At 54.8% G+C, this 12,224-nt stretch carries 13 protein-coding genes; 6 read left to right on the forward strand and 7 right to left on the reverse strand.

Annotated features, from left to right (window positions below):
* Window positions 1-142: 142 nt before the first annotated feature.
* Entirely contained in the window at window positions 143-2,836 is a 2,694-nt protein-coding gene (locus ACYZT5_RS22175; protein WP_462047417.1) for a putative bifunctional diguanylate cyclase/phosphodiesterase, read from the forward strand.
* Window positions 2,837-2,910: 74 nt separating this feature from the next.
* On the forward strand, window positions 2,911-3,558 hold the full coding sequence (msrA, locus tag ACYZT5_RS22180) for a peptide-methionine (S)-S-oxide reductase MsrA (protein ID WP_462047418.1): 648 nt from the start codon (window positions 2,911-2,913) through the stop codon (window positions 3,556-3,558).
* 124 nt (window positions 3,559-3,682) lie between these two features.
* Here the strand turns inward: msrA and ACYZT5_RS22185 are convergent, their stop codons facing one another.
* Window positions 3,683-4,522 (reverse strand): 23S rRNA (adenine(2030)-N(6))-methyltransferase RlmJ, encoded by an 840-nt coding sequence (locus ACYZT5_RS22185; RefSeq protein WP_462047419.1) that lies wholly within the window; start codon window positions 4,520-4,522, stop codon window positions 3,683-3,685.
* Window positions 4,523-4,930: 408 nt separating this feature from the next.
* Between ACYZT5_RS22185 and ACYZT5_RS22190 the strand changes: the two genes are divergently transcribed.
* Window positions 4,931-6,292: an IS4 family transposase gene (locus ACYZT5_RS22190; RefSeq protein ID WP_462047420.1), complete on the forward strand. Its 1,362-nt coding sequence runs from the start codon at window positions 4,931-4,933 to the stop codon at window positions 6,290-6,292.
* A gap of 32 nt (window positions 6,293-6,324) precedes the next feature.
* On the opposite strand, the gene ACYZT5_RS22195 is transcribed toward ACYZT5_RS22190, so the two are convergent.
* A complete protein-coding gene (locus ACYZT5_RS22195; RefSeq protein WP_462047421.1) occupies window positions 6,325-6,648 on the reverse strand; it encodes a hypothetical protein in 324 nt (107 codons plus the stop codon).
* A 615-nt stretch (window positions 6,649-7,263) separates the two neighbouring features.
* Here ACYZT5_RS22195 and tnpA point away from each other — a divergent pair.
* From tnpA to tnpC, 3 genes are all read left to right on the forward strand, one after another.
* Entirely contained in the window at window positions 7,264-7,587 is a 324-nt protein-coding gene (gene tnpA, locus ACYZT5_RS22200; protein ID WP_462047422.1) for an IS66-like element accessory protein TnpA, read from the forward strand.
* Window positions 7,584-7,919: an IS66 family insertion sequence element accessory protein TnpB gene (gene tnpB / locus ACYZT5_RS22205; protein ID WP_237142353.1), complete on the forward strand. Its 336-nt coding sequence runs from the start codon at window positions 7,584-7,586 to the stop codon at window positions 7,917-7,919. The genes tnpA and tnpB overlap by 4 nt, the downstream gene beginning before the upstream one ends.
* A 61-nt stretch (window positions 7,920-7,980) precedes the next feature.
* Complete coding sequence (gene tnpC / locus ACYZT5_RS22210) at window positions 7,981-9,528, forward strand: IS66 family transposase (protein ID WP_462047423.1); 1,548 nt, start codon at window positions 7,981-7,983, stop codon at window positions 9,526-9,528.
* A 365-nt stretch (window positions 9,529-9,893) separates the two neighbouring features.
* Here the strand turns inward: tnpC and ACYZT5_RS22215 are convergent, their stop codons facing one another.
* The 5 genes from ACYZT5_RS22215 to ACYZT5_RS22235 all read right to left on the reverse strand — a co-directional run bounded on the left by ACYZT5_RS22215 (window position 9,894) and on the right by ACYZT5_RS22235 (window position 12,220).
* Entirely contained in the window at window positions 9,894-10,310 is a 417-nt protein-coding gene (locus ACYZT5_RS22215) for a hypothetical protein (RefSeq protein ID WP_462047424.1), read from the reverse strand.
* Entirely contained in the window at window positions 10,310-10,765 is a 456-nt protein-coding gene (locus ACYZT5_RS22220; RefSeq protein WP_462047425.1) for a hypothetical protein, read from the reverse strand. Before ACYZT5_RS22220 ends, ACYZT5_RS22215 begins: the two co-directional genes overlap by 1 nt.
* Before the next feature lie 108 nt (window positions 10,766-10,873).
* Window positions 10,874-11,131, reverse strand: coding sequence for a hypothetical protein (locus ACYZT5_RS22225; protein ID WP_462047426.1), 258 nt, complete (start codon window positions 11,129-11,131; stop codon window positions 10,874-10,876).
* A gap of 167 nt (window positions 11,132-11,298) precedes the next feature.
* On the reverse strand, window positions 11,299-11,613 hold the full coding sequence (locus tag ACYZT5_RS22230; protein ID WP_462047427.1) for a contact-dependent growth inhibition system immunity protein: 315 nt from the start codon (window positions 11,611-11,613) through the stop codon (window positions 11,299-11,301).
* Between the two features lie 196 nt (window positions 11,614-11,809).
* Window positions 11,810-12,220 (reverse strand): hypothetical protein, encoded by a 411-nt coding sequence (locus tag ACYZT5_RS22235; RefSeq protein WP_367372349.1) that lies wholly within the window; start codon window positions 12,218-12,220, stop codon window positions 11,810-11,812.
* Window positions 12,221-12,224 lie beyond the last annotated feature (4 nt).

Below are 12,224 nucleotides of genomic sequence, written 5' to 3' on the forward strand. Positions count from 1 at the left end.
TCCTCCTGCCGACATATTCTTATAGCACTTGGCCTTCATGTCTCTTGTCAGTCAGTGTCGCAATGATGCAACCTTGCCGCAGACAACGGTAAAGAGGGCGAGAGCCCGGCGCGATCAGCACATTCGAAGTGAGTTCCCCTCAATGAAAAGCCAACCCGATGCCGCCAGCCGTATGGTGGCCGAGGTAGTGACGCAGTTGCCTGTGCCCTCGCGGCTCGGCATGCTGCGTTTCGAACGGCTGAATGAACCAAGCTGGGCACTGCTGTTTCTCGATCCCAATTGCGAACGACAGTTCGGCCTGCCGGCGGTGGACCTCTGTGCGCTGGTCGACTCACCTTACGCCAGCCTGATGGAACCTGAAGCGCGCTATCAGCTGCATGACGCGGTCCAGCAGCAGCTCACCGAAAGTCCGAATTACCAGATCCGCTACACCTTGCACACCGCCGCAGGCTCCTTGAACCTGCTGGAATTGGGCGAAGCCTACAAACAACACAATCGACACCTGCTGCGCGGCTACCTGCTGGTGGTCGACGGCCTGCTCGAGGGCGAGCAACTGCAGCCGGCGCTGGACCTCGAAACCCAGAACTCTCGCCTGCAAATCGCCCTGGAACTCAATCAACGCGCCCAGCAGGAACAGCTCCTGCACCTGGACCGGGTGCGCGCCCAGCAAGACTTGATCCTGCTGCTGACCCGCCAGCGCTACAGCAGCAACAACTCCCTGCAAGAGGCCGCCGAGCTGATCACTCGCAGTGCCTGCGACATTTACCAAATCGACTGCGCCAGCCTGTGGAACCTCGAAGGTTCACGGCTAGTGCCGATTTCGGCCTATCACCGCGTCAGCCAGAAATACCTTCTGCCGGAGCCGATCGACGTCAGTCAATACCCTGATTACCTGGAAGCCTTGCACACCGGCCGCGCCATCGACGCTCACAACGCCATGCGCGACCCGCGCACCCGGGAAATGGCCGAAAGCCTGCGCCCGCGCGATGTGAACGCGATGCTCGACGCCAGCATCCGCGTCGACGGCCAAGTGGTCGGCGTACTCTGCCTGGAGCAGACCGGTACGACCCGCGCCTGGCAATCGGACGAAATTGCTTTCGCCGGCGAACTGGCGGATCAGTTCGCTCAGGTCATCAACAACCATAACCGCCGCACCGCCACCAGCGCCCTGCACCTGTTCCAGCGTGCGGTAGAGCAAAGCGCCAACGCCTTTTTGCTGGTCAATTGCGATGGCGTGGTGGAATACGTCAACCCGAGCTTCACGGCGATCACCCAGTACACCACCGAAGAAGTCCACGGCCAGCGGCTGTCGGAACTGCCGGCACTGGAAAACCTCAGCGAACTGTTGTTCGACGCGCACTCGGCGCTGGCCAAGAGCAACAGCTGGCAAGGCGAGTTCAAAAGTCGCCGCAAAAACCTCGAACCCTACTGGGGCCAGTTGTCGATTTCCAAGGTCTACGGCGACAACCGTGAACTGACCCATTACATCGGCATCTACGAAGACATCACCCAGACCAAGCTCGCTCAGCAACGCATCGAGCGTCTGGCTTACACCGACAACCTGACCAACCTCGGCAACCGTCCGGCGTTTATCCGCAACCTCGATGAACGCTTCGCCCGAGACAGCGATATCCCGATCAGCCTGCTGCTGGTCGACATCGACAACTTCAAGCGGATCAACGACAGCCTCGGCCACCAGACCGGCGACAAACTGTTGATCAGCCTGGCCCGGCGCCTGCGCAACAGCCTGAGCCCGAGCGGCAGCCTGGCGCGGTTCGCCAGTAACGAATTCGCCGTACTGCTGGACAACACCGACCTGCGTGCGGGGCAACAGATCGCCAATCAATTGCTGGCGACCCTCGACAAGCCGATGTTCGTCGACAACCAGCTGATCAGCGTCACCGGCTCAGTGGGCCTGGCCTGCGCGCCGTTGCACGGCCGCGACCCGCAAACCCTGATGCGCAACGCCGGCCTGGCGCTGCACAAGGCCAAGGCCAACGGCAAACACCAGGTTCAGGTGTTCACCGAAGCGCTGAATGCCGAGGCCAGTTACAAGCTGTTCGTCGAGAACAACCTGCGCCGCGCCCTGACCCAGAACGAGCTGGACGTTTTCTATCAGCCCAAGCTCTGCCTGCGCAGCGGTCGCCTGCTCGGGATGGAAGCCTTGCTGCGCTGGAACCATCCGGAAAAAGGCATGATCCGCCCGGACCAGTTCATCAGCGTCGCCGAAGAAACCGGGCTGATCATTCCCATCGGAAAATGGATCGCCCGCCAGGCCTGCCGCATGAGCAAAGACCTGACCGCCGCTGGTCTGGGCAATCTTCAGGTGGCAATCAACCTGTCGCCCAAGCAGTTCTCCGATCCGGACCTGGTGTCGTCCATCGCCAATATCCTCAAAGAGGAAGCGCTGCCGGCAAACCTGCTGGAACTCGAACTCACCGAAGGCCTGCTGCTGGAAGCCACCGAAGACACCCACTTGCAGCTCGATCAACTCAAGCGTCTGGGCCTGACCCTGGCCATGGATGACTTCGGCACCGGTTACTCGTCGCTCAGTTACTTGAAAAAATTCCCGATCGACATCATTAAGATTGATCGAAGCTTCATTCACGAAATCCCGGACAATCAGGACGACATGGAAATCACCTCCGCGGTGATCGCCATGGCCCACAACCTGAAAATCAAGGTCGTGGCTGAAGGAATCGAAACCGCCGAGCAGTTGGCTTTCCTGCGCCGTCACCGCTGCGACGTTGGCCAGGGTTACCTGTTCGACCGACCGATCCCCGGCGTAGAGCTGATCGAAAAGCTCAAGCGCTATCCGCGTGGCCCGATCGCCTGACAGCGGCGTAACACTCGGGCAAACTGTGTGTCTGACTTTTTACTGACCACCCAACCTGACTGAGAGGACTGATCATGGTTCTGCGCTCGGAAATTCTGGTGAACAAAAACGTGCTCCCTACTAAAGAACAAGCTCTGCCTGGCCGCGAAACCCCAATGACTGTGCCGGAAAAACACTTCGTCCACGACGCGCCGCTGCTGGGCCCGTTCGTCACCGACGTGGATTTCGCAATCTTCGGCCTCGGCTGCTTCTGGGGCGCGGAACGCAAGTTCTGGCAGCGTGAAGGCGTGGTCAGTACGGCGGTGGGTTACGCCGGCGGCTTTACGCCGAACCCGACGTATGAAGAAGTCTGCTCGGGCCTGACCGGTCACAGCGAAGTGGTGCTGGTGGTCTACGAGCCGGCAAAAGTCAGCTATGAAGAGCTGCTGAAGATGTTCTGGGAATTGCACAACCCAACTCAGGGCATGCGTCAGGGCAATGACATCGGCACGCAGTACCGCTCGGTGATCTATGCCACCAATCCAACTCAGTTGGAAGCCGCCAAGGCCAGCGAGAAAGTGTTCCAGGCTGAGTTGACCAAGGCTGGGAAAGGCACCATCACTACCGAAATCGAAGAAGCGCCGACATTCTTCTTCGCCGAGACCTATCACCAGCAATACCTGGCGAAAAACCCTGAAGGGTATTGCGGGATTGGCGGTACAGGCGTTACCTGCCCGATCTGACTTTCGGGCGCTGATCGTTCCCACGCTCTGCGTGGGAATGCAGCCCGGGACGCTCCGCGTCCCTGCCGAAGCGGACGCAGAGCGTCCATTGAGGCATTCCCACGCAGAGCGTGGGAACGATCGGTCAACTCTCAGCGATCAACCAATCCATCTGCCACCCACCCTGTGTCTGTCCCAACTTCTTGGACAACCACGGCAGCAACTCACGCAACTCCTCTTCCAGCCCCCACGGCGGATTCGCAATCGCCAACCCGGACCCGTTCAAACTGTTCGGCGTATCCAGCGGATGCACCAGCAACTCCACCCGCAACAACTTCGGCGCGCCACTACCTGCCAGATCCTGATAAAAACGACGCAACATGCGTTGGTCCTTCACCGGGTACCAGATCGCCGCCACGGTTTGCCGCATCCGGCCAATCGCCTCTTTCAGCGACGCCGCACAGCGCTGCATCTCATCCAGCTGCTCGAACGGCGGATCAATCAACATCACCGCCCGCTTCTCCTGCACCGGCAACATCGCACGCGGCACATGCCAGCCTTCGCCCAAATGAACCTTCACTCGACGGTCGCCGGCCATGTTGTCCTTGAGCAACACACCGTCTTCCGGGTGCTTCTCGTTGAGCATCACCCGATCCTGCGGCCGCGTCAGACGTCGCGCCAACTCCGGCGACCCCGGGTAATAGCGCAACTGGCCATCCGGATTCATGTCGTGCAGCACCTTCATATAATCGGCGGTCAACGCCGGCAGATCCGGCTGATCCCACAAACGCGCAATGCCTTCCAGGTACTCACCGGTACGGCTCGCCTGATCACCCTGCAGGTCATACAGACCAATGCCGGCGTGAGTGTCGAGATAGGCAAACGGCTGCTCCTTGCGCGACATCAAAGCGATGATGCGGGTCAAAGTCAGGTGTTTGAACACATCGGCGTGATTGCCGGCATGGAAGGCGTGACGATAATTCATGATTGCTCCTGCGAAGGGCGGGAAGTTTACCTTGTACAGCGGCGAACGTCAGGACCTCGCAGCCGAGCGGGCACTCTACACGGTGATCGTTCCCACGCTCTGCGTGGGAATGCCTCAAGGGACGCTCCGCGTTCCAGCCGCACCACCGATTTCGCGCCTGACACCGAAGTGACGCAGCCGAGCGGGCACTCTACGCGGTGATCGTTCCCATGCTCCGCGTGGGAATGCCTCAAGGGACGCTCCGCGTTCCAGCAGCACCGCCGATTTCGCGCCTGACACCGAAGTGACGCAGAGCGTCACGGGCTGCATTCCCACGCGGAGCGCTCATCGTTCTACATAACTCTGTTTTCAAGTATTTTTGAAACTCGAAGAAATGGAGAACGAAGATTGAATTGGGCACAGGACGAAATGAAAACCGCCGACTTGGGTGATGGCCGTTTAAATGCCAGGCTCGCCAGCTTTTTAGGACGCCTAGCCGATCATCCCGGCAACAGCATCCCGACCGCTTGTCGAGGGCTGGCAGAAACCACGGCGGCCTATCGATTTCTTGATAATGAGAAAGTCACGTTCCAGAAGGTGTTGCGGCCCCATCAGGACGCGACCCTGCAACGGATGCAAAGCAGTCCCGTGGTGCTGTTGGCGCAAGACACGACCGAGATGGACAAATGGGTCAATCTCGGTCCCAAAGGGATGGGCACGATCAAGGCGCAGAAGAAGTTTTCTCGACGTCTGCACCCAACCATTGCCTTTACCCCCGAACGTATTTGTCTGGGCGTCGTCGATGCTCAGTGGTGGAGCCGCGATAAACCGAGCCCCCGCCATGAGCGCCGAGATAAAGGGATTGATGAGAAAGAGAGTCAGCGCTGGATTGACAGTTATCAAACCAGTTGCGCGATTCAGGGGCAGCTACCGCAGACCCTGGTGGTCAACCTCGCCGATGCTGAGGGCGATCTGTACGAATGGTTTGTTGATCATCAAGAGTTCAGTCCAGACACCCGGGCCCAATGGATCGTGCGGGCGGCTCAAGACAGGCGCTTGCTGGGGGCTGACAACGGGAAGTTGTGGTCGGCACTGGATCAGGCACCGTCCTTGGGAACACTCAAGGTTGAAGTCAAAGCTCGTCCCCAGCGCCCCGCCCGACTGGCTGATGTCACCTTGCGCGCGGCAACCGTGACCCTGCGTGCCCCCGACAGGCCGGGTTATAAATTGCCCAGCGTCTCGATCAATGCTGTGTTGGCCCGTGAAGAAAACGCCATAGACGGTGTTGAACCTCTGGAGTGGCTGCTGCTGACCAGTCTGCCGGTCACTAGCCTGGAGCAGGCGAGCACCGTGGTTGAGTGGTACGGGGTACGCTGGTCTATCGAAGTGTTTTTCAATGTGCTGAAGAATGGTTGTCAGGTCAGTCGATTGCAGCTGGAGACCGAGGAACGGTTGTTGCCCTGCATTGGTTTGTACCTGATCACGACCTGGCGTGTGCTGTACAGCCTGATGCTGGGACGTGCTTGTCCCGATCTAAGCTGCGAGATGGTGTTTGAGGCTTCGGAGTGGAAAGCAGCCTATATCGTGGTCAAACGGTGCCAACCGCCCACTGCGCCCCCTTCTTTAGGAGAAATGGTTTTACTGGTCACGAGCCTGGGAGGCTACTTGGGGCGTAAAAATGACGGACCTCCCGGCCCCAAGGCCATGTGGATAGGGATGCAACGAATACGTGAGTTTGTTATCGCATTAGACGCCCAGCGTGCGCTCATCGAGAGTTGTGTAGAACGATGAGCGCGGAGCGTGGGAACGATCTTTCTGCGGTGCTACTCCGAAGACCGCGCTCGCAAACGCCGGCCAATCACGTCCAGCACATCACACCCATCCCGCAATGGAATGGCGCAGAGCAAGGCAAAGTCGCTGAGAATGAAGGACTGACACTCAACCGAACCACGCATGGACAGGTTCTCCATCACTTGAGTGACAGCGCGGATTCGGAAGCTGGCCGCGTCGGCCAAGACATCGAGCGGTGCGCGGGTATCAACGAACAGGGTGGGCATGTCGTTGCAGTTGCTGGTCAACGCCATGAAACGGTTTTCGGGATGGGGGATTGGTTTTTCATAGGGTGGATCGGGGTGAAGACTTTTCATAATGAAACCTCTGGTAGTAATGGGCGCTACCATCGGCCTTCCTACAGGCTTGGGTGGCAGCTATACGCGGGGTAGGGATATCGAGACCAGAGAACTCGACCACACCGAAGCGTGCCCGCGCACAGCCGCCGCAACTGATCTTACGGACGCACGTTGATGGCCGCAATTCAGGTGTCGACGCCAAAGCGTCCTCTCTAGTATTGAAGGGTTCCTACACCCCGCCACTGAATTTTCAGTGACCACCAGAGACTATCGATGGAGAACATTTCACACCAGTTCATGGAAACCGCCGCGGATTGAAGGAAACTTCCGACGACCTTGCCCAGAAATTTCGCTGACCACCAATCGATCAAGATTGACCAAGCTGTTTGGTCAACCTGCTCGCAATGTGGCGCAACCAAGCCTCACCTGACTCCGATGCATTCCAGTAGCAGTAGTAACAACTCAACTCTTTCAATAGACACTCTCTCAGTACCAACTCATCTTTTTCCTGATTGAGCAGTGCATTGAGTGTATGCGTCCGGCCAAGTCATCTACCCAACCCCGCAACGCCAGGACATGGTGTGCACTTAAATTTAAGTGGGCACCAGTTCTAGCCTTTTAAGCGGGTATTTCATGCAGCCAACACGCCGTTCCTATTCCAAATCCTTCAAGGCCCAGGTCATTCAAGAGTGTGCCCAGCCCGGCGCTTCGATTGCCAGCATCGCCCTCAGCCATCGCCTCAACGCAAACCTCGTCCACAAATGGATTCGAGTGCAAGCGCAGAAAAGCACGACGCTTCAACCTGCATTCATCCCATTGCCTATGCAAACAACGGCGCACGTATCTTCATCGAATATCAGCGTTGAGATTCTGCACCCACGCGGCACCGTCAAAGTGAACTGGCCAACCGATAGTGCTGCTGCCTGCGCCGCTTTCCTTCGAGACCTGTTGCGATGATCCGCATCGACGCCATCTGGCTCGCCACCGAGCCCATGGACATGCGTGCCGGCACTGAAACTGCGCTGGCCAGGGTGATTGCGGTCTTCGGTGCGGCGAAGCCGCACTGTGCTTATCTGTTTGCCAATCGCCGCGCGACTCGGATGAAAGTGCTGGTACACGATGGGATTGGCGTTTGGCTGGCTGCACGTCGCTTGAACCAAGGCAAGTTTCACTGGCCAGGCATTCGACAAGGCAGCGAAATGCAGTTGGATACCGAACAACTTCAGGCCTTGGTGCTCGGCCTACCTTGGCAACGTGTTGGCGCTGGCGGTGCAATCACGCTGCTTTAAAAACCGTAATTAGTGCCTCGGCTTGCTGTCGCAAGTGGCCTGCTTTGGTAAAATCCACGGCATGACTTCCTCGCCCAATCTCGATCAAATGACTCCCGACCAACTGCGTGCATTCGCTGCGCAGTTGCTGTCGCAGGTCGAGACCATGGGTAAGACGGTCGAAACAATGGGTAAGAAGATCAACCGCGATCAAACGGTAATCGAGAAGCTGACCCACGAGATTGCGCAGCTCAAGCGTTTGAAGTTTGCCAAGCGCAGCGAGCAGATGAATCCTGAGCAGGCGAGCCTGCTTGATGACCTGATCGATACCGATATCGCGGCGATTGAGGCCGAGCTTCAGGCCTTGCAAATAGCCCCAGTGGCGACCGAGAAAAAGCAAAAGCCCAAGCGCACGGCCTTGCCGGCAGAGTTTCCACGCACCTTGATCCATCACGAGCCGGACAACACCCACTGCCCATGCGGCTGCGCGCTCAAGCGTATCGGTGAAGATATCAGCGAAAAACTGGACTACACACCGGGCGTGTTTACCGTTGAACGCCATGTTCGTGGCAAGTGGGTTTGCGATAACTGCGAAACGCTAATCCAGGCACCGATACCGGCGCAGGTCATCGACAAAGGCATCCCAACCGCCGGGTTGTTGGCCCATGTCATGATCGCGAAGTTCGCTGACCATCTTCCGCTTTACCGTCAGGAGTCGATTTTTGGTCGTGCCGGCTTGGCGATTCCACGTTCAACCTTGGCTCAATGGGTTGGCGTTACTGGCGTGCAGTTGCAGCCACTGGTCGATGCCCTGCGTGACGTAGTGATCGGGCAGCAGGTTGTGCACGCGGATGAAACACCCGTGCAGATGCTCGCTCCGGGCTCGAAAAAAACCCACCGTTCTTATGTTTGGGCTTACGCCACCAGCCAGTTCTGCGAAACAGCCGCTGTCGTCTACGACTTCAGCCCCAGCCGCGCCGGTGAGCATGCTCGCAACTTCCTGCAAGGCTGGAAAGGTAAGTTGGTCTGCGACGATTTTGGCGGTTACAAGGCCAGCTTCGAACTCGGCGTAACCGAGATCGGCTGCATGGCCCATGCCCGGCGCAAGTTCTTCGAACTGCACGCTACAAACAAGAGCCAGCTCGCCGAGCAGGCCCTGCGTTACATCCAGTTGCTGTACGAGATCGAGAGCGAAGTGCGTGACCTGGAGCCGGATTTACGGTGCCGAATACGGCAAGAAAAAGCCGTGCCGGTGATGGATATCCTGCATGCCTGGATGATCGCCCAGCGTGATCTTGTGCCCGAAGGGTCGGCCATCAGCAGAGCACTCGATTACAGCCTTAAACGCTGGGCAGCGCTGTCGCGCTACCTCAATGACGGGACCGTACCCATTGATAATAATTGGGCGGAGAACCAGATCCGGCCATGGGCTCTTGGGCGCAAGAACTGGCTCTTCGCCGGGTCGCTACGCAGCGGAAAACGGGCGGCGGCGATCATGAGCTTGATCCAGTCTGCGCGGCTGAATGGTCATGATCCGTATGCCTATCTAAAGGATGTTCTCACGCGCCTGCCGACGCAGCGGGCGAGTGAAATCGAGCAGTTGCTTCCGCATAAGTGGCAGCCGGTTTAATCACGCAAGATGTGATGCCCGGACGCATACCATTGAGTTCCTTTTGGACCACCTTTAAATCGTCGACGTGAGACTCGGTTAAAAAGGAGTCGAGCACCTACTCCGCAGTCTCGTGTTCAACCAACCAATCTTGATGAAAGTACGCACCAAAAAAATCGTGCAACTCGGAAAGCGTCCACTCATAGCTCTTTCAAACAAGTAAACAAGACCCGAATGGATCGAAGTGGGACAGATTTATTTGATGCTCGGCATGACGCCCCCTCCTCACCAAAAATAGTCATAGAAATCCTTCAGTTGTCATTTGCAAACCCCATCAAAATATTATAACCAGACACTGAACTTACCTCGCGAGGAAGTATCAACCCTCACCAAGTTGAAAAATCCTCCTGACTCGCTTTATACAGATCATCAACCCATTCTTCCGATAATTTAACGTACACATCTTCAAAAAACGCCCTCGGATCTTTCATTTCATCCCACCCAGGAGGAAGCAAGGAATGCGACATCGGATCATGTTCAAAAACTTCAGAAAAAACACTTGAGTCACCGTCAAGAGCCTCCCCCAATACGAAAAACAAAACAAATTTGTGTCGATAACTCAAGCCAGCGAAACGCTTGGCAACAAACTGAGATATTAAAAACTCTCTATCAGTAGCACAGTCAGGATCGTACGCCGACAATTCAACACCAAGACTTTCTTCTCGGTCATATATATCGAACCCGCCGAGAAAGTGCTCTAAACGTGGATCATATGGAATATCAAGAAAAGGATGCATCAGCATTAAATTTTCTCTATCGGATAAAACGCTATAGGCTGCAACGTTTCAAAGTCGAATTTCATCTCAAAGGCATTCATCTGAGGAATGAAACGCGGGTTGGCTGGATCTAAAGGATTAGGCTCATATCCCTGACCTACATTTTCAGCCTCCATTCTTACTAACAAATTTCCTTTTCTATCCTCTCCAGTAAAACGAGACATTTTTCTGGTTACCCTTGTCATCGCTTCGTTATATGCATTCAATTGTGCTCTATGACTTAAAAACCGAGAACTCTTAACGGCTCTCCACTTTTTGCTTTCACCATGAAATTCACGCCCAGTGGGTTGCGGCTGAACAGCAGAACTCGAATTTTCCGCTCCATGTGTATCCGTAATTCGTGCCACACCATCCTTTTTATATCTACTAAAAATACCGCACCTCAGAAATTTACTGATCAAATTAATCGCCTTTTCTTTCAAGCGCTTCATCTCCGTAACTGTAACCCCCCAAAACAACGGAACAGATTTATTTAATCCTACGAACTGAAGGAAACTTCCGACGCCCGCCGGGAAATTTTGAATTTTCCGTCAGAAAGACACGTCTATTCGATCTACCTGAATTTTTACAAATCGGCCGTTCAGATGAGGATGGTCGTAGTGAATTTCCTGATCCGAAAAATCAACAAAAGATCGAAACACGCTCCCATCCAAATACCCATAAAGCGCGCATGAAAATCCGCTGTCTTTCATTTCTACCATTGTAGTGATTGGCTCCTCTGCCGCAGCAATAACAACTTCGTTGTCGGGAAGCACCAAATCGAACTCAACTTCATAGGTTTCACCCACTTCAATTTTTGATGGGCAGTAGTTTGTGAAGCATTTAATTTCCAAACCTTAAACGAGCAACAAGACCTCGCCCTCAACCACCGAACCTACTGCTAGCAATACGGCTTCATATATCTTAGTCATTCGCCGACCTCACTACTTTATCGCATGACAAAAATGGGGTGGACTTATTTACCCCCTTGTCGCTCACCATCAAGGAGAACAACAACGTGCTTTAACCACGATTCTCCTGAGGGCCACTCATGCCAATAGCAATAACAAGCTCCCATATCCTTTAACAAAAAATCTCGCAACTGCTCCTCACCCACTGACTGCATCAGCAGCATATTTATCTCTTCCCTAGCACCTGCAATCGCCTCCTTACTAGAGTCCAATAAGTACGATCTAACAACATCATCAGCCGATTCAAATCCACACATCCAATCCTCGTTAAAATAGGCCCCCAAGAACTGATAAAGATGCGAAAACACATCGCTATTCATTTACGTACCCCGTTAAGATGAAATATTCACTCGGCGAACCAGAGCCTCGCCTAAGCACTAATCTTATAAACGATAAAAGCTCCAAAAAGGGGACAGACATATTTACCCTTTACACCAGCTCATGCATACCGCTACGAGTTAAAGGAAATTTCCGATAACCCTGCCCGGAAATTTCGCTTCCGCACTGAGACGTCCTCTACCAAGTGGATTGATCTTCAAGACTGGCTTTTTGAAGATCTTCTTTCCATTCGATAGTTGCCAATCGATAAATATCTTCAAAAAAAACTCTTGTATTTTCCATTTCATCCCACCCACAGGGGAATGAGGAATATGCCTCTGGGTCATATTTCAGCAACGACTGGAAATCGTAGCTTTTGTCCTGAAGCGCCTCTTCTAAGCATTTATAAAGTAAAAAACGGTGTCGATATGTGCGATTTCTAACCAAGCAATACTTGAGTATTAACTCTTCTCTGTCCGCTGGATCATTCGGATCGAATTTTTCCAGCTCCTCTCCAAGAGTATGCTCACGATCATAAATATCGAAACAACCCAAAAAATATGAAGGTGTCGGTATATATGGCTGCTGAGTATCAGGATCAATAAACATAATC

The organism is Pseudomonas sp. LB3P14 (assembly GCF_054898045.1).